We start from the raw sequence: 24,492 nt of genomic DNA, 5'->3' as shown, positions 1-24,492 counted from the left end.
CCGAAGGACTCTTTTTTATAGGGGGAGAACATAGCCAAGATGGGAAATATTTTTTAAGACTTTATGATTTTAAGACATCCAAACATTCATGAATAAAAATGGGTAAATCATTGGGTAGACGCGATGAAATCAACTGATTATTGTCATTCACCAGTTCTGCATCATAATACGTGCCACCGGCACGTTGTACGCGACTGGCATGCGCGCGAATACTGGTAATAATTCGATTTTTTAGCACATCTGCTTCACATAGTAATAATGATGCATCACATAAACTAAAGATGGTTTTCTTGGCTTGATTAAAAGCCTGAATAAACTGCAGCACCCGGAGATCGGTAGATAAGGAAACTGCAGATTCACCGCCAGGAATCAGCAAGGCATCAAAATCATCAATACTGATTTGTTCGATGCCCCGGTCAATCGTCACTGCAGAACAGCCATGCAGACCATAGACCACGTTTCCTGCATTAAACTCAATATTACAGATGCTATGCTTTGCTTCAAGCAAGGCCGCAACGGGTTCAAGATATTCCTGATCTTCAAAATTATTCGTCAAAAGTACAGCTATTCTTTTTGGCATGACTGACACCCAAACGCTTGTTTTAAGTTAGACTATCTATGATTGGTTAAAAAATCGTCTCTGCTTTGTAATGGAGTAGTGATTTAATGTAAAAAATAAGTGAAATCAAAGAGAAGTCGATAAAAATGGTGTTGCAGAGTGTGCATTTTATTGTGAAATCTATCTTAGATATGAATGGTTCAAAAATGACGTTTGCAAAGCAATTATTTTAATTTTCTTATGCTTAAAACCGCTATATAGATTAAGAAATAGTGATATTTCATCTTCCTTAAAATCAGTTAATATGGACAGGCAAAGTTTACAATTTAATAATGTAAATCAAGCAGAAAAGCTGAAGTAAATGTTACTAGATATGACCAAAAGCGATAAACGGTTAAAATCAACTGTATGTTTTTAAGACTTAATCTACCAATGTCATATTGCGTAACATTTGAAAGCTCACTATTGTTATACTGAACAGATAAGGTTTATGAAGGGCGACAGAACAATGATCAACGACGATCAAAACACCACGACTTCTCTTGATTTGGTAAAAATTCGTGAAGATATCGATTCTGTTGATCAGCAAATTCAGCAATTGATTAACCGTCGGGCACGTTTGGCTGAAGCTGTGGCAAAAGCAAAGTTTGCCTCAGAAGAGAATCCGCTGTTTTACCGCCCAGAACGTGAAGCTCAGGTTTTGCGTAATGTCATGGAACGTAATGAAGGGCCATTGTCTGATACCACCATGGCGCGTCTGTTCCGTGAAATCATGTCGGCCTGTCTTGCACTTGAAGCTCCGCAAAGCATTGCTTTCCTTGGCCCAGTCGGGACTTATACCCATTCTGCGGTACTCAAGCACTTTGGTCATGATGCTGTGGTTCGTCCTTTACCGACCATTGATGAAGTTTTCCGTGACGTGGAAGCGGGCAGTGCCCATTATGGTCTGGTGCCGGTAGAAAATTCTTCTGAAGGCGTGGTCAACCATACTTTGGACTGTTTTAAAACATCGAACCTGAATGTAATTGGCGAAGTTGAATTACCGATTCACCATCAGTTCCTGATTTCTGAAAATACCCGTAAAGACAGCATCAAGCAGATTTATGCGCATCAGCAGACTTTGGCACAATGCCGTAAGTGGCTGGATGCCCATTATCCGGGTGTGGAACGTGTCGCTTTAAGCTCCAACGCAGAAGCAGCGCGCCGTATTCGTAATGAATGGCATTCTGCCGCGATTGCCTCTGAAATTGCCGCGAGCATTTATGATCTCGAAATCATGCATAGCAATATCGAGGACAATCCTGAAAATACCACACGCTTCTTGGTGATTGGTCGTGAAAAAGTGCCGCAAAGTGGTAATGACAAGACTTCATTACTGATTTCAGCACATGATCGTGCCGGGGCTTTGCTGGAAATTCTGGCGCCATTTGCCAAGCACAATATCAGTCTGACCAGTATTGAGACGCGTCCTGCACTTCCTGAAAAATGGGCTTATGTGTTCTTTATTGATCTTGAAGGCCATATTGAGCAGGAACACGTGAAAGCAGCCATTGAAGAAATTCGTCCTTTGGTCAAAGAAGTTCGCGTGCTCGGTTCATATCCTGCAGCTGTACTTTAAGTCAGCTATCCGTGGTCAGGGCGAGGATGCTGACCACTGTTTTATACCTAAAATTGGAAGTCTAAAATGTCGTTTGTTCCAGCCAATTCAGGCATCTCAAAATTAAAGCCATATCAACCGGGTAAGCCAATCAGTGAACTTGAGCGCGAGTTGGGGCTTACCGATATCGTCAAACTGGCTTCAAATGAAAACCCGCTAGGTTGTTCAGATAAAGTCAAAGAAGCGGTAGCTGCGGAAATTGCTGAAATTGGCCGTTATCCGGATGGTGGTGGTTTTATCCTGAAAGATCAGATCAAAACCCAGTTTGGTTTTAATCATGATCAGATTACCTTAGGGAATGGTTCAAACGACTTACTGGAAATGTTTGCCCGTGCATTCGTTTCAGAAAATGATTCGGTGGTGTATAGCCAGCATGCTTTTGCAGTTTATGCATTGGTAACTCAAGCCATTAATGCACAAGCGATCGAAGTACCAGCAAAAGGCTTCTCGCATGACTTGGAAGCAATGGCGGCTGCAATTCAAGACAATACCAAACTCGTCTTCATTGCAAACCCGAACAATCCAACTGGAACCTGGTTCGAAGAAGCTGAATTTGAAGCTTTCATGCAAAAAGTTCCTGCCAATGTGATTGTGGTTCTGGATGAAGCGTATGTTGAATATTTCCCGGAAAACTTCAACAGCTTGAAATTCCTTGCGCAATATCCAAACCTGATCGTTAGCCGTACTTTGTCGAAGTGTTATGGTTTGGCTGCACTACGTGTTGGTTTTGCTCTGGCTTCAGTTGAAGTGACAGATTACCTGAACCGTATTCGTCAACCATTTAATGTCAACCATCTTGCGATGGTGGCTGCGGTGGCTGCACTGAAAGATGAAGATTTTATCGCGCGTTCTCGTGAAGTGAATAAAGCCGGTATGGCGCAACTTGAGGCTGGCTTTAAGGCTTTGGGTCTTAACTATGTACCTTCACGTGCCAACTTTATTCTGGTAGATGTACAAGCAGACCCATCAGCAACCTTCAATGGTTTGCTTAAGCAAGGGGTGATTGTGCGTCCGGTCGGTATTTCTAATCACATTCGTGTATCGATTGGTACTGAAGCAGAAAATGCGAAATTCTTAAGCGCATTGGCTAAAGTACTCGGTTTAGAGGCAAAAGCTTAAACCATGTCGCAGCCACTGTTTGAAAAAGTTGCATTTATCGGGCTTGGACTGATTGGTTCAAGTCTGGCGCGTGTCATTCGAGCTGAGCATTTGGCCAATGACATTGTTGCATCGACACGTTCACAAAAGACTTTGGAAGATGCTAAATCTCTTGGCCTGATTTCCGAAGGCTATGCAGATCCTGTGGAAGCGGTCAAAGGTGCTGATCTGGTAGTGCTTGCATTACCGGTGCGTGCCACGCAAAAGGTGCTGGAAGCCATCAAGCCTTATTTATCTGCCAATACCATTATTACTGATGTGGGTAGTACCAAAGGTAATGTGGTCGATGCAGCGAAAGCGGTTTTTGGCGATGAACTGCCTGAAGGTTTTGTACCGGGCCATCCGATTGCAGGTGCCGAGCATACCGGGGTGCATGCAGGTAAAGTTGATTTATTTGCCAATCACAAGGTGATCTTGACGCCACTGCCAAGCAGTGCAGACTGGGCCGTCGATAAACTGATTCAGCTGTGGCAAGCGGCGAAAGCCGAAGTGATTTGTATGGATGTCGACAAGCACGATGAAGTGCTGGCGCATACCAGTCATCTTCCGCATCTCATGGCATTCAACTTGGTTGAGCAATTGGCCAAGCGTGAAGACAATTTAGATATATTTCGTTATGCTGCCGGTGGCTTCCGGGATTTCTCGCGAATTGCCGCTAGCGATCCACAAATGTGGCATGACATCTTTTTTGCCAACAAAAAAGCAGTTCTGAATGCTGTTGATGGCTTTGAACAGCAGCTCGCGATTATTCGCAAATTGATTGAAGATGAAGATTCCCACGCATTGATGGGCTTATTGGGTCATGCGCAGGCAGCTCGCCAGCATTTCAACCATATGCTCGCCAAGAAACCTTTCATGGAGAAAAATAAAGTGACACAACAATTTACCATTCAGCCGGGTGCCAAGAAATTTCAGGGTAAATTTACCGTGCCAGGTGACAAATCTGTGTCACATCGCTCGATCATGTTTGGTGCGATTGCAGAAGGTACCACACATGTGACCGGCTTTTTGGAAGGTGAGGATGCTCTAGCGACACTGCAAGCTTTCCGTGATATGGGAGTCAGCATTGAAGGCCCTAAAAATGGTGAAGTCACCATTCATGGTGTTGGCATGCAAGGCTTAAAAGCGCCGCAGTCTGCCATTTATATGGGCAACTCAGGCACTTCAATGCGTTTGCTGTCGGGTATGCTAGCAGCACAGAAATTTGATTCAGTCATGACTGGTGACGCATCTTTATCCAAGCGTCCAATGGAGCGTATTGCCAAGCCTTTACGTGAAATGGGTGCGCAAATTCAGACCACTGGTGAGCGAGGTACGCCACCTGTATCCATCACCGGCAACCAAAACCTGAAAGGGATTCAGTACGATTTGCCAATGGCCTCTGCTCAGGTGAAATCAGGGATTTTACTTGCAGGTCTATGGGCAGAAGGTGAAACTTCGGTGACTGAACCAGAACCAACACGCGACCATACTGAACGTATGCTACGTGCCTTTGGTTATGAAGTGAAAACCGAAGGTAATCGAATTTCACTGCAAGGTGGCGGAAAGCTGGTTGGAACCAATATTCAGGTGCCTTCAGATATTTCTTCTGCTGCTTTCTTTATGGTCGGTGCGGCCATTACTGAAAACTCGGATGTGACCCTTGAAGCAGTTGGCATTAACCCGACCCGTACTGGTGTGGTCGAAATCCTCAAGCAAATGGGTGCGGACATTACAGTTGAAAACGAGCGTATTGCAGGCGGTGAACCGATTGCCGATATTCGTATCCGTGGTACACGTACCTTAAAAGGCATTCATATGCCGGAAGATCAGGTGCCATTGGCAATTGATGAATTCCCGGCGCTATTCATTGCGGCTGCATGTGCCGAAGGTCAAACCATCCTGACCGGTGCTGCCGAGCTTCGCGTAAAAGAATCGGATCGTATTCAAGTGATGGCCGACGGTCTTCAAACCATGGGCATCGACTGTACCCCAACGGACGATGGCATCATCATTGAAGGTAAGGGCAAGTCTGGTGACTGGTCGCCAATCTTTACGGGTGGTGAAATTGAATCGCATCACGATCACCGTATCGCGATGAGTTTTTCGATTGCCGGTTTGCGTAATTCGGAGCAGATCAAGATTGTCGGAACCGAAACGGTCGCAACCAGTTTCCCGACCTTCACAGAATTGACCTCAATCGCAGGACTGCCAATTCAAGTATCAGAATAATTTTTAAAATTATGTGAAACAGCCAAGCTTTTGCTTGGCTGTTTTGTTTATATTGCTTATGCTAAACCCATATAAGAAAAAAGCCATTTGGAAGTAGCGATGCGAAAATTAAAATTCATGGCCAATACCCAGAGCCAAACACCACGGGATGGTCAAGAAACCCAGGAATATGTAGCACATTTACTTGCCGAAAAATTAGGTAAATACGGTTTTCAGACCTTAAGCCAAAGTGGTGCTCAGGTTGCCGTCAGCGTAGAAGAACATGCGCTGCCTTTATCAGTGAGTTGCGAAACCAGAGATGAACAAGGGCATCTGGTCTGTGAGATTGCCTCATATCCTGAAGAAGAACAGGACTGGCTGGATCGTATCACCGAAAGAAGTTTGCTTAATCAGCTTGCACAGGCAGTGGAAACCTCTCTAAAAGAGCAGGAACGCTTTAGCGAGTTTGAATGGAAGAGCTAATTCAACAGACTCAATCAGCTTTGCCTACACTGCAAAGTAAACGCTTGATCCTGAATTGTTTTAAATCAGCCGATGCCAAAGAAACTTATGCTTCAATTACGCCGAGTTTGACACGTTTTATGGCGTGGGACCCACCACAATCTGAACAGGGATTTGCAACAGTCTGGCAAAATTGGCTGGAAAATATGACTGATTATAAAGAATATGTATTTGTGATCCGTCATATTGAAACACAAGAATTTATTGGGCTATGTGGTTTGCATCGACTTCATGATGAAATACCTGAAGTCGGTATTTGGATTCGTGAAACTGCACATGGTCATCATTATGGACATGAGGTAGTGCATTGTGTTGTGGCTTATGCTTTCAATACATTAGGGATTCAAGTTTTAAGCTACCCGGTAGCAGAAGAAAACTGGGCTAGCCGTAAAATTGCAGAACGCTTGGGCGGAAAAATTATCCGCTACATCGATAAGCCTAAATATCGGGCTGTGATGTATGAAATTTTTGCAGAAGATTTTGTCTTTTAATAAAAAACCCATCATTTGATGGGTTTTTTTATTTAGCCAAGCGCTAAGTACCGGGTCATTGCGATCCGTAATTGCTTTAAATAGCCGGTAAAGAAATGGTTGGCACCAGGTAATACGGTCACTAAATGGCGTTGTGGCTTTGCCCATTCAATCATATCTGAGAGCAAAGTCACTTCATCGGCTTCACCGTGAATGAACAGAATGTCGCCTTTGATGGCTGGTGTCACATAATGACGAATACCAGCTACTGTTGCAGTCGGCAGACCACATAAAATGGTTTGCTTTGGTTGCAGTTCTACCGGTAAGGCTGCATAGCTTTTTGCCATGACATGCGCACCAAAACTAAAACCGCCTGCATAAAAAGGCAGGGCAATATGCTGGTTGCGAGCGAACCGAATGACTTCTAATACATCATCCGTCTCACCGAAGCCCTCGTCGTGTATACCTTCACTTTGACCAGAACCACGGAAACTTGGACGATACACAATACAGCCACGTTCCAGATACATTTGTGCCAGTAAAACCGGAACCTTATGTTGTGGTGTACCGCCTTGCAATGGATGGGGGTGACAAACTACCGCGAATCCTTTCACTTCACCCTGAGGATAATCCACAAAAACTTCAATCTGACCCGCAGGCCCTTGAAGAAAAATTTGCTCGGGCATATAAAAACCGATGATTAACAGGAGAATCGTGCATTTTAACGATTATGGTGAATAAAAACATGAATTGGAATTAAAATAAGCAGACTGATATAGTTTGATTAATCATTTTTTGACCAGGTTGCCATGCTCGCTTTAATTTCTCCAGCCAAAACTCTCGATTACGATACTCCATTACCGACTGACCAATTTACTCAAGCGAGATTATTAGAACATTCACAGGACTTGATCAACGTTTGTCGCACACTTTCTGCAACAGAAATTTCCAGCTTAATGAGTGTTAGTGAAAAAATTGCCACTTTAAATACCGCACGTTTTAATGACTGGCAACCGAATTTTAATTTAGCCAATGCCCGTCAGGCGATTTTTGCATTTAAAGGCGATGTCTATACAGGTCTGGATGCCTATAGTTTAAAACATGAAGATCTGCACTATGCACAAGACCGTTTACGCATGTTGTCTGGATTATATGGACTCTTACGTCCCTTGGATTTGATGATGCCGTACCGTCTGGAAATGGGAACCAAATTGGCCAATTCCCGCGGGCATAACCTATATGACTTCTGGGCACATCACATTACTGATCTGATTAATCAGGATCTAGCAGCAGCAAATTCTGAAATCCTGGTGAATATCGCCTCTGATGAATATTACAAATCAGTCAACGAGTGCAAAATTCAGGCAGACATTATCAAGCCGGTATTTCTGGATCAGAAAAATGGCAAATATAAAGTGATTAGTTTCTATGCCAAAAAAGCACGCGGTCTCATGGCGCGTTTTATGATTGAAAATAAAATTGATTGTGTCGAAGAGTTGAAAGCTTTTAATAGCGATGGCTATTATTTCGATGCAGACAGTTCACTTAAGGGAGAACTTGTGTTCAAACGTGATGAACAACTGAGTGCATAAATGAGATGATTCCCAGTATTCAGCATGAGGATATATATGCCGGATATTGGGATGTCGTTATTATGGTTAGGTTCTTGAACTATGTACATGCATGTGATGTGAGTAGGGAATAATAGACAGCATCATGACAACTATAAAATCTGTAATTCTTGAATATCAGGTAGAGCTTCAAGGTAATTAAAAATAAAAAATATCGCTAAACATCTTGAAATCCCTAGCAAAATCTCCCTTATTTAGATCATTAGACCTCTTGCGAAAGTAAAAACTGCCTCAATATAGATTTCATGAAATATCAGAAATTAAATCGTTTTTCAGATTCTGAATTCCAGCGCTTGGTTGGTGTACCTCGAGCAGTTTTTAGTGAAATGGTCGAAGTTTTAAAAGAAGCAGAATCACTTAAAAAGAAATTAGGGCGTCCTCATACTTTAGCTATAGAGGATCAATTATTATTAACACTCAATTACTTACGGAGCTACAACACCCAATTGGAATTGGCGGCAAATTACCATATCGCTGAAAGTAATGTGAATCGAACTATTAAAAAGGTTGAAGATGCATTAATGAAATCAAGACGTTTTACCCTGCCAAAACGAAGCATTACCACAGCAGACGAACAATTTAACTGGGTAATTATTGATGCGACAGAATGTTTAATAGAACGCCCGAAAAAAAAATCAGAGTAAGTTCTACAGTGGTAAAAAGAAGAAACATACGTTAAAAGCCCAAGTGATCTATCATCCGAAGAGCAAACAAATCATAGGAGTAGATATATCGTCTGGCAGTCAGCATGATATTAAATTGGCAAGAAAAACAGTTAAGAAATTCAAACATTGTGACTATGTTATGACCGATTTAGGGTACTATGGGTTAGAGCAAGATGGCTTTAAATTATTGATGCCAATAAAGAAAAAGAAGAATTTACCCTTATTTGATGCTGAGAAAAATTACAATAAAATGATTGGAAAAATACGAGTTGTAATCGAACATATTAACAGTCAATTGAAAAGATTTAGAATACTAAGTGAACGCTATCGAAATAGACGGAAAAGATTCGGTTTACGCATTAACTTAATCGCTGCACTGGTAAACCGGATGAACTTGCAATAACGACTTTCGCAAGAGATCTATTTTATTCTAAAAATTAAAGTTGAGCATTCTTGGAAAAGGCCGATAAAATAAATCGAAATAATTTCTATTGAATAGGTTAGATTTCATTTATCTCCATATCTTAATTTTGAATAAACTTCTTTTAGGTGGTTTAAAAAATATATTAAATTCAATTATTTAGTTTTTTTTAAAAGGATTTTTAATAGGATCGATTTTTTGAAAAAAGAATTATAAATTAATTAAGTATTAATAAATAAAACGACATAAAATTAATATTTAGAGGATAAATAAATGCCTTCTATCGGGTTAAATGTAAACTATGTCACAAGTTTGTTAGGTTTTTTGTTAGCATAATTGCATAGTGTTACAAAGCAGCATAATAAAAATGAAAATATATGCTATCCCTGTTTTTGCCTTAATGATCAGTTTATTAGGATTTTGTGTCCATAAACAGTCCGAAATCAGAAAATATGAAAAGATCCGTCATGTCTTGAACGATGGACGTGATTCAAGCAAATTGCTGGAATCCAATCGGCATCGACATTAAGCAGCTTGTACTACCTTCCTCCCGCCAATTGGGCTGGATTAGTAAAATTAAAAACATAATAAATATAATAAAATTTTTTAAATATTCACCTGGAATATATTAATTTCTAATAAAGTGTAAAATCAAATAAGCAATAAGAAATCAATGTGTTATAATTTGCCAACGATCAGGATGAAGCAGAATTCATCTTGTTAAGCATTTGATTTAAATCGAGAAAATAAAGCTGCATAAAGGTTATGCAGCTTTTTTGTTTAGATTTTTTTTGGGTTTTTATAGCATAGCCCTGGGGCTGTAAGCTGTTCCAACATTTTAAACCGTCAAATGGCTATGCTGGCATATTCGTTGCTAACACATCCTTAAAATTGATGAATTTTTTTATAAAATTTCATTTATTTGACGGCTTGCTTAAAGCATAAAGTTTACTCAATAGGGGCTAGGTCATGACGACTCCTAATCCATCTTCAGAAAGTATGCTTGAACGTCTGTTTAAACTGAGTGAAAACAAAACCAGTTTCCGTACAGAAGTTCTTGCCGGTGTGACAACATTCTTAACGATGTGTTACATCATTATTGTCAATCCGATGATTTTGTCCGAAACGGGGATGGATCATGGGGCTGTCTTTGTAGCAACCTGTCTTGCAGCCGCGATTGGCTGTTTAGTCATGGGCTTGATTGCAAATTATCCAATTGCACTTGCACCAGGCATGGGCTTGAATGCCTTCTTTACCTATTCCGTATGTTTGGGAATGGGTGTGCCTTGGCAAACAGCACTTGGGGCTGTGTTTATCTCCGGTCTTGTGTTTATTGCGATCAGCATATTCAAAATCCGTGAAGCCATTGTCAATGCGATTCCAATGTCGCTGAAACTGGCCATCGGTGGTGGTATTGGCTTATTCCTTGCGCTGATTGCTTTGAAAAATGCCGGCCTGATTGTGGATAATCCCGCTACATTGGTAGGTTTGGGTGATTTAAAACAACCATCGGTTTTACTTGCATTATTTGGTTTCCTTCTGGTTGTTGTGATGCATCACTTTAAAGTGCGTGGTGCGATCATCATCAGTATTTTGGTGTTAACCGGTATTTCAGCAGCATTGGGTCTGAGTGAATTTAAAGGTGTGGTTGGCGCAGTGCCATCGATTGCACCCACATTTATGCAAATGAGCTTTGAAGGTCTGTTCACTGCCAGTTTAATTGGCGTGATTTTTGTCTTCTTTCTGGTTGATCTGTTTGACTCAACCGGTACGCTCGTAGGTGTTTCACACCGTGCAGGCTTGTTGAAAGATGGCAAACTGCCGCGTTTGAAAAAAGCACTTTTTGCTGACTCTTCTGCAATTGTTGTAGGTGCAGCTTTAGGTACCTCATCGACTACACCATACATTGAATCTTCTGCAGGCGTAGCAGCCGGTGGCCGTACAGGTCTAACTGCCGTCGTAGTCGGTATCCTGTTTGTTGCCTGTTTGTTCCTGGCACCATTGGCACAGTCTGTACCAAGCTTTGCAACCGCGCCAGCGCTGTTATTTGTCGGTGTCTTAATGATTCAAGGTATCGTGCATATTGACTGGGAAGACATTACAGAAGCAGTCCCTGCATTTTTAACCATTGTATTTATGCCATTTACCTATTCGATTGCGGATGGTATTGCGATGGGCTTCATTAGCTATGCACTGATCAAATTGTTAACCGGTAAGGCATCAACTGTACCGTATATGGTCTGGATTGTTGCAGTACTATGGACGCTTAAATTCGCACTATTTGGCGGCTAATTTTTCTAGATTTGGAAAGGGTGTAAACTCAGTTTGCACCCTTTTTTTATTATTTTAGGTTTCATGAGGAGAAGCGATGAACCGTCTTGAGTTGATTCGAGCTTTGCCAAAAGCCGAGCTTCATGTTCATATTGAGGGCACTTTTGAGCCTGAGCTAATGTTTGCGATCGCTCAGCGTAATAAAATTGCCATCCCGTATAAATCTGTTGAAGAAGTTAAACAGGCCTATAACTTTCATAATCTTCAGTCCTTCCTGGATATTTATTATGCTGGTGCTACTGTATTGATTCATGAACAGGATTTTTATGATCTGGCCTGGGCGTATTTTGAGAAATGTGCTGAAGACCGGGTCGTGCATATTGAAATGTTCTTTGATCCACAGACCCATACCGATCGTGGCGTTGCTTTTGCAACCGTGATCAACGGCTTGCAAAAAGCCTGTGATGATGCCAAAACTAAACTTGGTATCAGTTCACATCTGATTATGTGCTTCTTGCGTCATTTAAGTGAAGATGCTGCATTTGCAACATTGGAACAGGCCTTACCTTATAAAGACCAGATTATTGCAGTCGGTTTGGACTCAAGTGAAGTCGGGCATCCACCTTCAAAGTTTGAACGTGTCTTTGCTAAAGCGCGTGAAGCAGGTTTCTTGGTTGTAGCACATGCAGGTGAGGAAGGCCCGGCAGCCTATGTCTGGGAAGCTTTAGATTTGCTGAAAGTAAATCGTATTGATCATGGTGTACGTTCGGAAGAGGATCCGGCGTTAATGCAGCGCCTGATCGCAGAAAAGATGCCACTGACGGTTTGCCCATTGTCAAACCTGAAACTCTGCGTCGTGGATGATATGCAGCAGCATAATATCCGTCGCCTCTTACAGCAAGGTGTGCATGTCACGGTCAATTCAGATGATCCATCTTATTTTGGTGGTTATATGAATGACAATTTTATTGCCATTGCTGAAGCACTGGATTTAAGCAACGAGGAATTGAAGCAGTTGGCCATCAACTCATTTGAAGCTTCTTTTATTACCGATGCTGATAAAGAGCAATGGATCAACCAGATCCGTGCCCTGGTTTAAGTTTTTAGATAACAGGCAGGGTACGCTCTGCCTTTGTTTTTTATAAATGGATATGAAGTTGAAACATGTAATTCTACTCATCAGTAGCGTGTTGATATCTGCCTGCTCAAATGCAGATATGACTTTGACACAGCGTACTTTAAAACCCGTGATTGAATACCAATGTGCAAAAGAATTGAAAGCATCTAAATTCTGGACTGCCTCGACCTATTTTATGCAGGACAAAAATAAAGCTGAACTTGAGCAAAATGTCTGTTCATGTGTAGGTGAGCATGCACTCAAGGATATTCCGGCAAGCACTTTACTGAAAGCGACTCTGGATGAAGAAGTAAAGTCAAAACTCACGCAACAGGCTATTGCAAACAGTCTGAAAGGCTGCATGACCGAGTTCTTAAAATAAAATCAGCTTTGCAATGAAAGCTGATTGAGTGTGGTTTTGCAGATTATTTTTTAGAAGATTTGGATTGTCGGGTCATGCTGTTGAGTACATGATCTTTATCGATAAAATGATGTTTCAGTGCTGCGAAAATATGTCCAACTAAAAGTAAGCCAACTGCCCAGGAAAGCCAGATATGCAGGGGTTTTACGATCGCGGTTACAGCCGGATTTTCTGAAATCAGTGCCGGCAGGTTAAATAAATATAGCACTGGTGCTGGATAGCCCAGACTCCAGCTATATAAACAGCCGGTGACAGGTAGGGCAATCAGCATAAAATACAAAGCCAGATGACCTGCATGTGCCAAAGTTTTCATCCGGGGTGACATAGTGTCCGGTAGTTCAGGGGCAGGGTGGGTATAACGCCAGAAAATTCGCACAACCAACAGGAAAATAATGGTGGTGGCGATATTTTTATGCAGGGTGATGACATCGCCTTTAAAGCTGCCATCGACTTCATAACTTAAAAAATTCCCACTATAAAAACCAATCAGCCAGGCCGCAATAAAGATAACTGCCATGATCCAGTGCAACCATTGTACCGTGCGCGTGTAATATTGTACTTTTTCCATGTGATTTTCGATTGCCCTCAAAGATGGATGCACCTTAGCAAAGGGCGAATCAGCCCAGCAATTCCAAATCTGCAACGCTATGGTGGCTTTCATGCAACATCCATTGAAATGGCTGGGTGCAGATTAAACATTCAGGATGATTTATAGATTTCTTATTCAGGTGAATTTCGGCACAATAGCGTCACGCTTCATATATGAATAAACAAGGAACAGATCTGTGAAAAAATTATTGGCTGCACTTGCTCCGCTTACTTTGGTTTTATCGGCTTGTGCAACAACAGGCAGCCCTGAAACGCAAACCACGACTCAACAGCTGGGTGGGGCTGCGCTTAAAATCGCGATCAATGCAAAATGTACGACTGAGCTGAATAATATTCCAGCATGGCAAACAGCTACACGTCTAATGACTACGACCCAAAAGCAGAATATCCAGACTGAAATTTGTGGCTGTGTCAGCGAAAAAGCACCCCAAAGCGTAACAGCGGTAGATTTGGCGACTGCAGCGATTGACCCGGCAGCACGTGCGACGATTGTCGGCAATGTGGTTGCAAAAACCATTAACGCTTGTGTAGCTGAAGCTGTAAACTAAGCCAAGATTAAATTGAAATAGGCTGACTGGTTCAGCCTATTTTTTATGGAAAAATAGACATGAAGATTGCTGGTGTAGATGAAGCAGGGCGTGGGCCATTAGTGGGTTCGGTGGTCGCTGCGGCAGTTATTTTGGATCCGAACAACCCGATTGAGGGTTTAAATGATTCTAAAAAACTCACTGAAAAGAAGCGTGAAAAACTTTTTATCGAGATTCAGGAAAAAGCGCTGGCATGGGCCATTGCTGAGGCTTCTGCGGCAGAGATTGATGAACATAATATTTTGCAAGCTTCTTTGCTGGCCATGCGCCGTGCTGTAGAAGCTTTGCCAGTTCAGCCTGAGCATGTATTGGTCGATGGCAACAAGATTCCACAGGGCCTTGCTATGAGCTGTGATGCCGTGGTGGGTGGTGATGCACTGCATGCTGAAATTTCAGCAGCCAGTATTCTGGCGAAAGTAACCCGTGATCATCAGATGATCGAGATGGACCAGAAGCATCCGCAATTTGGCTTTGCCAAGCACAAGGGTTATCCGACCAAGGCACATTTTGAAGCGATTGCCTTACATGGCGTGATTGATGAGCATCGTCGCAGTTTTGGGCCGGTAAAAAAGGTGATTGCAGCATTACAGCAGGGTGCAGAACTTTAAGTTTTATTTTAAATTATCTAAGTATTTAATATTTTTGTATAAAATTTAGACAAATTTAAAGCGGCTCAAAAGCCGCTTTATTCTTCGCACAAACATTAACGGTTAAAGTTATTTTGTGTCTGGCTATCGTCTTCATAAGAAGGTTGGTAATCTTGATCGATATGTTGAAGATGTTCATGCATTGCACGTTCATGCTGGATACGCTGGTAAATCTCTTCACGGTGCACAGAGACTTCTTTCGGAGCATTTACCCCGATACGAACCTGGTTACCTTTTACACCAAGCACAGTCACACTGACTTGATCACCAATCATTAAAGTTTCCCCGACGCGTCGAGTCAGAATCAGCATGTTTTTCTCCTTGCAAAATGCAAAACCTGCAATCTATTGAATGTAAAACAAAAAGCACAACCAAAAATTACAAAATAAGATCTGGATAGAAATTCTGTCATCTGGGTGAAAGATTTTAATCTATCTCAGCTGGTTAAAAATCCTCAGGCTTAATATAACAGAGCCACTATAAAAAAAACTATAGTGGCTCTGCATTTTTGTAGACTTTTATAAAATACTGTCAAACAATGACAATATTCTGTCTTAACGCTTAAGCACGTGCGCTAGATTCGCCTTGTTCACGGTCTAAACCGAATGCGGTATGCAATGAACGAACCGCAAGTTCAAGATAATTTTCTTCAATGATCACAGAAATCTTGATTTCAGACGTCGAGATCATCAGGATGTTAATACCTTCATCTGCCAATGCTGTAAACATTTTGCTCGCTACACCGGCATGTGAACGCATACCGACACCTACGATCGATACTTTTACGATATCTGAACGAGTCGCAACTTCACGTGCACCAATTTCTTGAGCAGTTGCTTCAAGAATGGCTTTGGCTTTATTTAATTCGCCACGGTTCACAGTAAAAGTGAAATCAGTTGTACCATCTTCTTCAACGTTCTGGATAATCATATCCACTTCAACATTGGCATCACCAATCGGGCACAAAATTTTAGAAGCAATACCCGGTTCGTCAGGCACGCCTAAAATAGTTAATTTTGCTTCGTCACGGTTAAATGCGATACCGGAGATAATTGGCTGTTCCATATTGTCTTCCAATTCAGTCGTAATAAGTGTACCAACGTTTTGCTTAAACTCTTCGTCGAATGCGCCATCGTTGTCATTGTCGAAACTTGATAATACGCGTAAAGGCACCTGGTATTTACCAGCAAATTCAACTGAACGAATTTGCAGGACTTTAGAACCGAGTGACGCCATCTCAAGCATTTCTTCAAATGAAATACGATCAACTTTTTTTGCTTTTGGTGCAACACGTGGATCGGTGGTATATACACCGTCAACGTCGGTATAAATCTGGCATTCATCTGCTTTGAGGGCGGCAGCAATTGCAACACCTGAAGTATCAGAACCGCCACGCCCTAAAGTGGTGGTATTGCCATGTTCATCAAAACCCTGGAAACCGGCAACGACAAGTACGCGGCCTGCATCCAGATTTGAGTTTAGGACTTCAGTATCAATGGATTCGATACGTGCCTTATTGAATGAGCTGTCGGTTTTCATGCCAACCTGGCGACCTGTTAGTGATTTTGCTTCAACTCCAATTGAGTTCAGCGCCATTGCTAACATAGAAATCGTAACCTGTTCACCCGTAGATACCATTTGGTCTAGTTCACGTGGGTCAGGGGTTTCGGTAATGGCCTTCGCTAAAGCAAGCAGACGATTGGTTTCGCCACTCATTGCTGATACCACTACCACTACCTTGTGGCCGTGGTCATGCCAGCGCTTTACACGACGAGCAACATTTAAAATGCGCTCGGGAGTACCCATAGAGGTACCGCCATATTTTTGAACGATTAATGCCATAGTTGTTCCATATAAGCCATGACCCTGATGTACCCATCAGGGTCAGTTACACAAAATTGAAGTTTTATTTTGCTGCAAGCCAGGCAGTTAAATCTGCCATCACTGGAGCAAACTTCTCGTTAAGTGGCGCGCCACCTTGTGCCAAGTCAGGTTTACCACCACCTTTACCACCTAGCTCATTCGCTAAATGTTTGATGATGTCACCTGCTTTAATAGAAGCAGTAAAGTCTTTTGCCACAGATGCGATCAAGCTCACCTTGTCACCCTCTACACCTGCAAGAACAATCACTGCATTTTCTAATTTTGATTTCACACCGTCGTGCAGGTTGCGAAGTGCTTTCGCATCCATGTTTTCAACAGTTGTAATCAAGGTTGCACGACCTGCAATGCTTTGAACTTGGCTTAGAAGTTCACCGGCTTGCAGGCTAGCAAGTTTTTGATTGAGTTGTTCGATCTGTTTCTGCAAGCTCGATGCAGTATCAACCAACGCTTCAACTTTTTCTAAAGTCTGGTCTTTTTGTGCTTTGAGCAAACCGTTAATCATATTGATATCGCGATCGGCTTTTTGCGCAACTTCAACTGCTTTAGTGCCTGTTACTGCTTCAATACGACGTACACCGGCTGCCACACCACCTTCAGAGGTGATTTTGAACAGACCGATATCACCGGTACGTTTTACGTGAATACCACCGCAAAGTTCGATTGAGAAGTTTTTCTCTTCAATCACTGAACCCATAGACAGTACACGTACTTCGTCACCGTATTTCTCGCCAAACAGCATCATCGCGCCTTTAGCTTTCGCAGACTCGATATCCAGAAGTTCAGTAGACACCGCAGTATTGGCAATCACTTCAGCATTGACCAAACGTTCAATTTCTTGCAGCTGTTCAAAGCTTACAGGTTGGTCATTGGCAAAGTCAAAACGTAACACATCAGATGCAACCAATGAACCTTTTTGCTGTACATGTGAACCTAAAATTTGACGTAACGCAGCATGTAGCAGGTGAGTCGCAGAGTGGTTGCGCGCAGTTGCTGCACGAATATCTGCTTTTACTGTTGCTTCTACATTTTGAGTAACTTTCAAGTTACCCATCGTCACGATACCTTGGTGTACAAATGCGCCACCAGATTTTTTGGTATCTTGAACTTCGAAAATACCAGTATCGTTTTTAAAGATACCTGTATCACCGATTTGACCGCCGCTTTCTGCGTAGAAAGGTGTTTGGTTGAGTACGATCAGTGCTTCATCGCCTTCAAACACTTCATCAACTTGCTCGCCATCTTTGTAGATTGCGATGATTTGACCTTCACCTGCAGTTGCGTCATAACCATCAAACTGAGTTTCGCCTTCAACTTTAACTACGCTGTTGTAGTCGATCGCGAATTTACCTGCATCACGTGCGCGTTGACGCTGTGCAGCCATTTCAGTTTCGAAACCAGCTTCATCAATAGTTAAGTCACGTTCACGTGCGATATCTGCAGTCAAGTCTGTCGGGAAGCCGTAAGTGTCGTAAAGTTTAAATACTACTTCACCCGGAATCACAGAACCTTTTAACTGTGCCAATTCACCTTCAAGCAATTTCAAACCTTGCTCAAGTGTTTTGGCAAATTGTTCTTCTTCTTTAAGAAGTTGTGCTTCGATACGTGCTTGTTGAGCAGCAAGTTCAGGGTATGCATCGCCCATCACTTCGATCAGTGGCTTCAACATTTTGTGGAAGAACGAACCTGTTGCGCCTAATTTGTTACCATGACGTACTGCACGACGGATAATACGACGTAGTACATAACCACGGCCTTCATTCGATGGATTTACGCCATCAGCGATCAAGAATGAACATGAACGTGCATGGTCCGCAACGACTTTCAATGAAGCAGGATACTGAACTGGTGTCCCTTTCTCAGCAGCCTCAGCTTCAAGTGCTGTAGTGTTCAAACCAATGATTTCAGCCGCAGCTTTAAGTAAATGCTGGAACAGGTCGATTTCGTAGTTTGAGTTGACGTGCTGTAAAACGGCAGAAATACGCTCCAAGCCCATACCTGTATCCACAGAAGGCGCTGGAAGAGGGTGTAATACACCATCCGCAGTACGGTTGAACTGCATGAAAACGTTGTTCCAGATTTCAATGAAGCGGTCACCATCTTCTTCAGGCGTGCCTGGCAGGCCACCCCAGATATGCTCACCGTGGTCAAAGAAGATTTCAGAACATGGACCACATGGACCGGTATCGCCCATTGCCCAGAAGTTATCTGATGCGTATTGACCGCCTTTGTTATCGCCAATGCGGATAATGCGAGAAGCGTCTAGACCGATTTCTTTGTTCCAGATGTCAAAGGCTTCATCATCGGTGTGGTAAACGGTTGCATAGAGTTTATCTTTAGGAAGACCAAGCCATTCTTCGTTAGTCAAAAAGTCCCAGGCAAATTTGATCGCATCACGTTTGAAGTAATCACCAAATGAGAAGTTACCCAACATTTCAAAGAAAGTGTGGTGACGTGCTGTATAACCCACATTGTCTAAGTCATTGTGCTTACCACCTGCGCGTACGCATTTTTGTGATGACACTGCACGTACATAATCGCGTTTTTCTAGACCTAAGAAGCAATCTTTAAACTGGTTCATACCAGCATTGGTGAACAGCAAAGTTGGGTCATTGGCAGGTACTAGAGAACTCGACGCGACACGTGTATGCCCTTGCGATTCAAAGTAACGCAAAAATGCTTCACGAATTTCAGCTGATGTCATAAAACGAGTACTCACAACCAAGTCACTCCATAATTTCCGATTTGGCTAAAACACCACAGTCTGACAAGCATACAAGAGCTCTGCTGCAATGCGGGGCTTAAAAATTTAAAACGCCAAATTATAACGGAAAAAGCAGTATGCACCAATCATTTTAAAACCAATTGCGAAGGATTTATTTACTCAGGTTTTTCGCTGAATAATTAAATTGAATTTTCCCACAGTAGAATTCGTGGATATCCATCACATTAAAAATAACTGGAATTTTAAATGACCCAGATACAGACGGATGGATCAGAAATAAAATAATCGAAAATCAGTATTTTCACTGAAGTTTTTTAATGTACGGCGCCAGAAATCCTTTAACATAGAAGAGTTTTAAAATAGGCATATAAAAGGTCGAGTCATGCAACGAGTGGCAATCAATGGATTTGGGCGTATTGGACGGAATGTACTGCGTGCATGGTTTGAAAACCCGAAAGATTTTAATTTTGAAATCGTTGCCATTAACGATATTGCCGATGTTGAAACCCTGATTCACCTGTTTAAATATGACTCGACCCATGGCCGTTTTCCGGGGCAGGTGGATCTCAGCTATGATACTGAACATATCTATATGCATATCAGCTATCAAGATGCTGCATTAAAAGTACAGGTTTTGTGTGAGTCGCAGCCGGCTAAGTTGCCTTGGCAAAACTTGGCGGTAGATGTAGTGCTTGAATGTACTGGACTGTTCCGTTCTCGTGAAGCCGCGACCCAGCATATTGGAGCAGGGGCGAAACGTGTGATTATCGGCGCAGCACCTTTTGATACGGTCGATGCCGCGATTGTCTATGGTGTCAATCATCATGAAGTCAAAGCATCGGACCAGATCATTTCCAGTGTTTCTTGTACTACACAGGCTTTGGTGCCACTGGTCAAAATTGTCGATGATGCTTTTGGCATCACTAGCGCCCTGATGACTGAAATCCATGCTGTAACGGCGGATCAGTCGGTACTGGATCATGCGCATCGTGATTTGCGTCGTGCACGTGCTTCAGGCCATAACATCATTCCTACGACTTCGAGCGCACTCGGTGCCTTAAAGCGTGTCATGCCAAAAATGGAAGATCGTATTGATGGTTATTCAATTCGGGTGCCGACCATTAATGTGGCCGCGATTGATTTAACGTTTGTCTCCCAGTCGCCGATTACCGATCACAAGCTGAATGAAGTGCTGATCAAGGCTGCCCAGCAGGATTTTGCGGAAATTATGGCCGTGACAGATGAGCCATTGGTATCGAGTGATTTTAATCATTCCCCATATTCATTGATTGTGGATTTGACCCAGACTCTAGTCGTTGGGCATCAAGCCAAAGTCTTTGCCTGGTACGATAACGAGTGGGGCTATGCCAACCGTCTGCTGGATTTATGTGAATCATTTCATTAAGTTCGGGTTATCTAAACCTCAAAAGCACCGAGATACGGTGCTTTTTTCTTGCCTGTAAATATTCTGCAAGCCATGTTTTAAGAGAATTTGCCGGTAATTGATCGAAAATCAGGAATTGAGGCTGAATTATTTACGTTATCTGCAGCATTTTTCGTTAAGATAAAGACAATAAAATGAAATAAGAGCAAGCACATGATGGTGGTTTGGGGATTTATTATACTGCTGACTTTGGCGGTAATTTTTCTGATCTGGCTGCAGTTTAATCAGAGTGATGAGCCACGTAGCGTGGAAGGCGTGCCAGTCGAAGAAAAAATCGTGCATCTGGAAGAAAATTTAAAAAAGACCCTGGAAATCATGCAGGATCTAGCCAAAAAAATGCATGTGCAGCAGGAAGTGCTGGATCAGACCACAGCCAAACTTCAGCAGGTTGAATTGCAAAATGCCGAACTGGTCAGTTTGCTGACCAAAGTGGTTGATCCACAGAAATAAACAAAACCCCTTTAGAGATCATTTAAAGGGGTTTTTCTAGCGTTAGATTATTAAAATTCTTAAAATTGCAGCAGAAACCATACTGATGGCGACGGTCGGTAATAATCCAAAACGTGTAGCGGCAAATAGCGTTAAAGCCAAGGCGATCAGGTCTGCAGGATGGTCGCGTACAAAATAGGGTGCAATCACTGAAATCAGCACGCAGCCGGGGACTACTTCCAGAATTTTTCGCTGGCGCTGTGTTAGTGTTTTATTTTTTAACAAGACATAGCCCAAGATCCGGGTTAAATAAGTGGTCGCAGCAATCAGAATAATGGCCACCAAGGTGCTCATCTGGATCATGTTTGATCCTCTTGAATCAGGAAAAATGCCGAAGCGATTCCAGACAAGGCGCCAATCGGTACATACCAGCCCGCAGGTAAATATAAATAAGCCAAAGCCGCACAGACTAAACTGACCAGCCATGGCCGGGCAGCCTCAAAACCTTTCCACATACTTCTCAGTAACACCAGAAATACAGCAGGAAAGGCCATATCGAAACCAAAACGGTTGATGTCACCTAATACAGGTCCAAGCATGGCGCCGAGTGTGGTAAATCCGACCCACATCAAGTACAGGCAAAAACACAGGCCAGCATAATAAGGCATGCTAAACGCAGCACGATAACCCAAGTGCGCCTGTTTCCTTTGTGCATCAGCTAGACCGAGCGCCCAGCTTTCATCGACCATAAAAAATAGCGCCGGAAAAACTTTACGATTCGGGAGATGCTTTAAATACGGCACCAAACTGGCACCCATCAACAGATGCCGGCTATTTACCAGAAAGGTAATGAACATCAGCATGAGTAAATTTGGCGGACTGCTCCAGACTTCCAAAATGGCAAACTCAGAACCACCGGCAAAGTTCAGACCTGTCAGTAACGGCACTTCGAGCAAGCTGAAATTCTTCTGTACCGCCGTCGCACCCAACACCAGCGCAAAGGGAATAATCCCTAAAAGCATGGGGATAGAATCTTTCATGCCACGTTGAAATTCGCTGAAATCGGTAGGAACAACCACCGCTGCGGTGCTTTGTCTAAACAAAAGCATGGAAATGACTTGGGTACTGCAAAACTAAACCATATTTTATGGCGATATTCAGGCTATTTGCTATTGTAATGAAAGATATTTGAGTTTTATTTGAAATTAAATTGCGCTAAATTAAATTTAAAGGGTTTTAAATGCCAAAATATAAATATGGATCAAATAGATAAACGCATTTTGCATGAGCTGCAAAAGAATGGAAAACTACAAAATAATGAACTGGCTCAATTAATTGGCTTGTCACCGTCACCCTGTTTAAGACGGGTGAAACAGCTGGAAGATGATGGTGTGATTGAGCAATATGTCGCGCTGCTGAATCCGCAAAAGGTCAATTTGGCGATGAGTGTGTTTGCACGTGTCTGGCTCAAGTCTCAAGAAGCTGCCGTGGTCGACCAATTTGTCGAAGCGATCAAGGAAATGCCAGAAGTGGTTGAATGCCAGCTAATGGCGGGCGATTGTGATTTCTTTTTAAGAATTGTGGTGGCTGATCTGGATGCCTATCGTAAATTTCAGATTCATCATTTAACCCAAATTCCCTGCATTCAAAGCGTAAAAACTGAAATTCCATTGCAAACGGTTAAAAGCACGACTGCATTGCCTTTGGTTTAATACCGGATTTTTTCATGCTATTTGTTTTGAATGTGCATTAAAACGCTGATAGTTGACACTATTGTTGTTGATTTCATCAGGTAGCGAAAATTATAAAATTTGCGATGCACAGCCAAAACTATCGTGCTAGACTAGGAGAAATCGGGTGTGCTCCCGATTTTTTTATGCGGATTCGTTCCGCGCTGACAAGAATTTAGGTTTACAACATGCCCATTTCAGAGACATGGTTATTACCTGATGGTGTAGCTGATGTATTACCAGAACAAGCGCAAGTTATTGAAAGTCTGCGCCGTAAATCACTGGATTTCCTTGCATCTCGAGGTTATCAGCTGGTGTACACGCCATTCATTGAATACATCGAATCTCTATCTTCTCTCTCAGAATCGAATCAAGATTTAGACTTAGCCACTTTTAAGGTAATCGATCAGCTTTCTGGTCGTTTGCTTGGTGTGCGTGCCGATATGACACCACAAGTGGCTCGTATTGATGCGCATGTACATCCAGTGGAAGGTGTTGCACGTTACTGTTATGCAGGAACCGTTCTGCATACTAAGCCTCGCGGTTTTAACACTTCGCGTGCGCCACTACAGTTAGGTGCGGAGCTATTTGGTTCAGACAGCATCGATGCCGATGTAGAAATGGTCGACTTGATGATCAGTCTGATTCAGGAAACAGGTCTGGCAGATGGTATTCATCTGGACTTAGGTCATGTCGGTTTATTCCGCAGTCTGGTGGCTCAAGCCGGCTTAAACAAAGTCGCTGAACAGCAATTATCTGATTTATACCAGCGTAAGGCTTTGCCAGAATTAGAAGAATTCACGGCAGACCTGAAATTTGGTCAGGATTTCTATGCACTTGGACGCTATGCCAGCGACCTGGATGCATTACAAGCGCATTTAAGTGCTGAAGTGTTGGCAAATCCAGCATTTACGCAGGCTTTTAATGTCTTGCAAACCACCAAAGACGAAGTTCAAACCCGTTGGCCAAACTTGAGTATTGGTATTGATGTGGTTGAATTACGTTCATACCATTATCATACTGGCTTGATGTATGCAGTCTATGCACCGAACCGTGCAGCTGCACTGGCACAAGGTGGCCGTTATGATGGCATTGGTGAACATTTTGGCCGTGCGCGTCCGGCAACCGGTTTCTCTTGTGACTTATATGCTTTAAGCGCAGGCCAGTTTGATGCGGTACAGGTCGTGGTTGCACCTAAAGGCACTGATGCAGAACTTCTGAATGCAATTCAGAATATTCGTGCACAAGGCTTAAGTGTAATTCAGTTACTGGGTAATGATGATTTAAACTCGATTCCATATGCGACGCACCAGCTGGTGAATGCGAATGGTGAGTGGACAGTCAAAACGATTTAACTG

The 24,492-nt window shown here is 42.6% G+C and carries 24 protein-coding genes; 16 read left to right on the top strand and 8 right to left on the bottom strand.

Going from position 1 to position 24,492, the window contains the following annotated elements; genetic code table 11:
* Window positions 1–61: 61 nt before the first annotated feature.
* Window positions 62–580 carry a DJ-1/PfpI family protein gene (locus F890_RS03720; protein ID WP_004731605.1) on the bottom strand — a complete coding sequence of 173 codons (519 nt, stop codon included), beginning with the start codon at window positions 578–580 and terminating at the stop codon, window positions 62–64.
* 487 nt (window positions 581–1,067) lie between these two features.
* Here F890_RS03720 and pheA point away from each other — a divergent pair, with 487 nt between their 5' ends.
* The 5 genes from pheA (at window position 1,068) to F890_RS03695 (ending at window position 6,577) form a co-directional block, all read left to right on the top strand.
* Window positions 1,068–2,177 (top strand): prephenate dehydratase, encoded by a 1,110-nt coding sequence (gene pheA / locus F890_RS03715; RefSeq protein WP_004278987.1) that lies wholly within the window; start codon window positions 1,068–1,070, stop codon window positions 2,175–2,177.
* Window positions 2,178–2,243: 66 nt separating this feature from the next.
* On the top strand, window positions 2,244–3,335 hold the full coding sequence (hisC, locus tag F890_RS03710) for a histidinol-phosphate transaminase (RefSeq protein ID WP_004645569.1): 1,092 nt from the start codon (window positions 2,244–2,246) through the stop codon (window positions 3,333–3,335).
* Between the two features lie 3 nt (window positions 3,336–3,338).
* Window positions 3,339–5,585, top strand: a complete 2,247-nt coding sequence (locus F890_RS03705; protein ID WP_004278985.1) for a bifunctional prephenate dehydrogenase/3-phosphoshikimate 1-carboxyvinyltransferase — start codon at window positions 3,339–3,341, stop codon at window positions 5,583–5,585.
* A 99-nt stretch (window positions 5,586–5,684) separates the two neighbouring features.
* Window positions 5,685–6,047: a hypothetical protein gene (locus F890_RS03700; RefSeq protein ID WP_004278984.1), complete on the top strand. Its 363-nt coding sequence runs from the start codon at window positions 5,685–5,687 to the stop codon at window positions 6,045–6,047.
* Window positions 6,035–6,577, top strand: a complete 543-nt coding sequence (locus tag F890_RS03695; protein ID WP_004278982.1) for a GNAT family N-acetyltransferase — start codon at window positions 6,035–6,037, stop codon at window positions 6,575–6,577. Before F890_RS03700 ends, F890_RS03695 begins: the two co-directional genes overlap by 13 nt.
* Before the next feature lie 32 nt (window positions 6,578–6,609).
* On the opposite strand, the gene F890_RS03690 is transcribed toward F890_RS03695, so the two are convergent.
* A complete protein-coding gene (locus F890_RS03690) occupies window positions 6,610–7,242 on the bottom strand; it encodes an alpha/beta hydrolase (RefSeq protein WP_004645565.1) in 633 nt (210 codons plus the stop codon).
* Window positions 7,243–7,365: 123 nt separating this feature from the next.
* Between F890_RS03690 and yaaA the strand changes: the two genes are divergently transcribed.
* The 5 genes from yaaA to F890_RS03660 all read left to right on the top strand — a co-directional run bounded on the left by yaaA (window position 7,366) and on the right by F890_RS03660 (window position 13,043).
* Window positions 7,366–8,148: a peroxide stress protein YaaA gene (gene yaaA / locus F890_RS03685; RefSeq protein ID WP_004278979.1), complete on the top strand. Its 783-nt coding sequence runs from the start codon at window positions 7,366–7,368 to the stop codon at window positions 8,146–8,148.
* A 284-nt stretch (window positions 8,149–8,432) separates the two neighbouring features.
* Window positions 8,433–9,255, top strand: a protein-coding gene (locus F890_RS18015) for an IS5 family transposase (RefSeq protein ID WP_085064288.1) whose coding sequence is annotated in 2 segments (ribosomal slippage) — window positions 8,433–8,813 and window positions 8,815–9,255 — 822 coding nt in all. Because the reading frame shifts where the segments join, the coding sequence is not laid out codon by codon here.
* Window positions 9,256–10,242: 987 nt separating this feature from the next.
* On the top strand, window positions 10,243–11,565 hold the full coding sequence (locus F890_RS03670; RefSeq protein ID WP_005265750.1) for an NCS2 family permease: 1,323 nt from the start codon (window positions 10,243–10,245) through the stop codon (window positions 11,563–11,565).
* 76 nt (window positions 11,566–11,641) lie between these two features.
* Window positions 11,642–12,643 (top strand): adenosine deaminase, encoded by a 1,002-nt coding sequence (locus F890_RS03665; RefSeq protein WP_004278977.1) that lies wholly within the window; start codon window positions 11,642–11,644, stop codon window positions 12,641–12,643.
* Between the two features lie 46 nt (window positions 12,644–12,689).
* On the top strand, window positions 12,690–13,043 hold the full coding sequence (locus F890_RS03660; protein ID WP_004278976.1) for a hypothetical protein: 354 nt from the start codon (window positions 12,690–12,692) through the stop codon (window positions 13,041–13,043).
* Window positions 13,044–13,086: 43 nt separating this feature from the next.
* Here F890_RS03660 and F890_RS03655 read toward each other — a convergent pair whose 3' ends face one another.
* On the bottom strand, window positions 13,087–13,650 hold the full coding sequence (locus F890_RS03655) for a cytochrome b (protein ID WP_004278975.1): 564 nt from the start codon (window positions 13,648–13,650) through the stop codon (window positions 13,087–13,089).
* A gap of 217 nt (window positions 13,651–13,867) precedes the next feature.
* Between F890_RS03655 and F890_RS03650 the strand changes: the two genes are divergently transcribed.
* Window positions 13,868–14,239, top strand: coding sequence for a hypothetical protein (locus F890_RS03650; protein WP_004278974.1), 372 nt, complete (start codon window positions 13,868–13,870; stop codon window positions 14,237–14,239).
* A 59-nt stretch (window positions 14,240–14,298) separates the two neighbouring features.
* A complete protein-coding gene (gene rnhB / locus F890_RS03645) occupies window positions 14,299–14,886 on the top strand; it encodes a ribonuclease HII (RefSeq protein WP_004278973.1) in 588 nt (195 codons plus the stop codon).
* A 95-nt stretch (window positions 14,887–14,981) separates the two neighbouring features.
* Here rnhB and csrA read toward each other — a convergent pair whose 3' ends face one another.
* The 3 genes from csrA to alaS all read right to left on the bottom strand — a co-directional run bounded on the left by csrA (window position 14,982) and on the right by alaS (window position 19,525).
* A complete protein-coding gene (gene csrA, locus F890_RS03640; RefSeq protein WP_004278972.1) occupies window positions 14,982–15,236 on the bottom strand; it encodes a carbon storage regulator CsrA in 255 nt (84 codons plus the stop codon).
* A 250-nt stretch (window positions 15,237–15,486) separates the two neighbouring features.
* The gene (locus tag F890_RS03635) at window positions 15,487–16,767 is read right to left on the bottom strand and encodes an aspartate kinase (RefSeq protein ID WP_004278971.1); all 1,281 of its coding nucleotides are present in this window, start codon (window positions 16,765–16,767) and stop codon (window positions 15,487–15,489) included.
* A gap of 64 nt (window positions 16,768–16,831) precedes the next feature.
* Window positions 16,832–19,525, bottom strand: coding sequence for an alanine--tRNA ligase (alaS, locus tag F890_RS03630; protein ID WP_171054289.1), 2,694 nt, complete (start codon window positions 19,523–19,525; stop codon window positions 16,832–16,834).
* A gap of 388 nt (window positions 19,526–19,913) precedes the next feature.
* On the opposite strand from alaS, the gene F890_RS03625 reads away from it, so the two are divergent.
* Both F890_RS03625 and F890_RS03620 read left to right on the top strand, forming a co-directional pair.
* Complete coding sequence (locus F890_RS03625) at window positions 19,914–20,936, top strand: type I glyceraldehyde-3-phosphate dehydrogenase (protein WP_004278969.1); 1,023 nt, start codon at window positions 19,914–19,916, stop codon at window positions 20,934–20,936.
* A 192-nt stretch (window positions 20,937–21,128) separates the two neighbouring features.
* Window positions 21,129–21,425 carry a hypothetical protein gene (locus F890_RS03620; RefSeq protein ID WP_004278968.1) on the top strand — a complete coding sequence of 99 codons (297 nt, stop codon included), beginning with the start codon at window positions 21,129–21,131 and terminating at the stop codon, window positions 21,423–21,425.
* 42 nt (window positions 21,426–21,467) lie between these two features.
* Here F890_RS03620 and F890_RS03615 read toward each other — a convergent pair whose 3' ends face one another.
* Window positions 21,468–21,767: an AzlD family protein gene (locus tag F890_RS03615; protein ID WP_005263421.1), complete on the bottom strand. Its 300-nt coding sequence runs from the start codon at window positions 21,765–21,767 to the stop codon at window positions 21,468–21,470.
* Window positions 21,764–22,513: an AzlC family ABC transporter permease gene (locus tag F890_RS03610; protein WP_005263420.1), complete on the bottom strand. Its 750-nt coding sequence runs from the start codon at window positions 22,511–22,513 to the stop codon at window positions 21,764–21,766. The genes F890_RS03615 and F890_RS03610 overlap by 4 nt, the downstream gene beginning before the upstream one ends.
* A gap of 147 nt (window positions 22,514–22,660) precedes the next feature.
* Here F890_RS03610 and F890_RS03605 point away from each other — a divergent pair, with 147 nt between their 5' ends.
* A complete protein-coding gene (locus F890_RS03605; RefSeq protein WP_004645552.1) occupies window positions 22,661–23,116 on the top strand; it encodes an Lrp/AsnC family transcriptional regulator in 456 nt (151 codons plus the stop codon).
* 206 nt (window positions 23,117–23,322) lie between these two features.
* Entirely contained in the window at window positions 23,323–24,489 is a 1,167-nt protein-coding gene (locus F890_RS03600; protein WP_004278964.1) for an ATP phosphoribosyltransferase regulatory subunit, read from the top strand.
* Window positions 24,490–24,492: the final 3 nt, after the last annotated feature.

The organism is Acinetobacter sp. CIP 64.7, from assembly GCF_000369745.1.
GTDB lineage: Bacteria > Pseudomonadota > Gammaproteobacteria > Pseudomonadales > Moraxellaceae > Acinetobacter > Acinetobacter fasciculus.
This window is presented reverse-complemented; position numbering and strand designations above follow the sequence as displayed.

What these genes read in the sequence shown, in the direction of transcription:
- F890_RS03695 (WP_004278982.1), top strand. Translation starts at nt 6,035, where the DNA reads ATGGAAGAGCTAATTCAACAGACTCAATCAGCTTTGCCTACACTGCAA.
- hisC (WP_004645569.1), top strand. Translation starts at nt 2,244, where the DNA reads ATGTCGTTTGTTCCAGCCAATTCAGGCATCTCAAAATTAAAGCCATAT.
- F890_RS03670 (WP_005265750.1), top strand. Translation starts at nt 10,243, where the DNA reads ATGACGACTCCTAATCCATCTTCAGAAAGTATGCTTGAACGTCTGTTT.
- F890_RS03610 (WP_005263420.1), bottom strand. Translation starts at nt 22,513, where the DNA reads ATGCTTTTGTTTAGACAAAGCACCGCAGCGGTGGTTGTTCCTACCGAT.
- F890_RS03690 (WP_004645565.1), bottom strand. Translation starts at nt 7,242, where the DNA reads ATGCCCGAGCAAATTTTTCTTCAAGGGCCTGCGGGTCAGATTGAAGTT.
- F890_RS03665 (WP_004278977.1), top strand. Translation starts at nt 11,642, where the DNA reads ATGAACCGTCTTGAGTTGATTCGAGCTTTGCCAAAAGCCGAGCTTCAT.
- F890_RS03720 (WP_004731605.1), bottom strand. Translation starts at nt 580, where the DNA reads ATGCCAAAAAGAATAGCTGTACTTTTGACGAATAATTTTGAAGATCAG.
- F890_RS03705 (WP_004278985.1), top strand. Translation starts at nt 3,339, where the DNA reads ATGTCGCAGCCACTGTTTGAAAAAGTTGCATTTATCGGGCTTGGACTG.
- F890_RS03655 (WP_004278975.1), bottom strand. Translation starts at nt 13,650, where the DNA reads ATGGAAAAAGTACAATATTACACGCGCACGGTACAATGGTTGCACTGG.
- csrA (WP_004278972.1), bottom strand. Translation starts at nt 15,236, where the DNA reads ATGCTGATTCTGACTCGACGCGTCGGGGAAACTTTAATGATTGGTGAT.
- rnhB (WP_004278973.1), top strand. Translation starts at nt 14,299, where the DNA reads ATGAAGATTGCTGGTGTAGATGAAGCAGGGCGTGGGCCATTAGTGGGT.
- F890_RS03660 (WP_004278976.1), top strand. Translation starts at nt 12,690, where the DNA reads ATGGATATGAAGTTGAAACATGTAATTCTACTCATCAGTAGCGTGTTG.
- F890_RS03625 (WP_004278969.1), top strand. Translation starts at nt 19,914, where the DNA reads ATGCAACGAGTGGCAATCAATGGATTTGGGCGTATTGGACGGAATGTA.
- F890_RS03615 (WP_005263421.1), bottom strand. Translation starts at nt 21,767, where the DNA reads ATGATCCAGATGAGCACCTTGGTGGCCATTATTCTGATTGCTGCGACC.
- yaaA (WP_004278979.1), top strand. Translation starts at nt 7,366, where the DNA reads ATGCTCGCTTTAATTTCTCCAGCCAAAACTCTCGATTACGATACTCCA.
- F890_RS03700 (WP_004278984.1), top strand. Translation starts at nt 5,685, where the DNA reads ATGCGAAAATTAAAATTCATGGCCAATACCCAGAGCCAAACACCACGG.
- pheA (WP_004278987.1), top strand. Translation starts at nt 1,068, where the DNA reads ATGATCAACGACGATCAAAACACCACGACTTCTCTTGATTTGGTAAAA.
- F890_RS03605 (WP_004645552.1), top strand. Translation starts at nt 22,661, where the DNA reads ATGGATCAAATAGATAAACGCATTTTGCATGAGCTGCAAAAGAATGGA.
- F890_RS03620 (WP_004278968.1), top strand. Translation starts at nt 21,129, where the DNA reads ATGATGGTGGTTTGGGGATTTATTATACTGCTGACTTTGGCGGTAATT.
- F890_RS03635 (WP_004278971.1), bottom strand. Translation starts at nt 16,767, where the DNA reads ATGGCATTAATCGTTCAAAAATATGGCGGTACCTCTATGGGTACTCCC.
- F890_RS03600 (WP_004278964.1), top strand. Translation starts at nt 23,323, where the DNA reads ATGCCCATTTCAGAGACATGGTTATTACCTGATGGTGTAGCTGATGTA.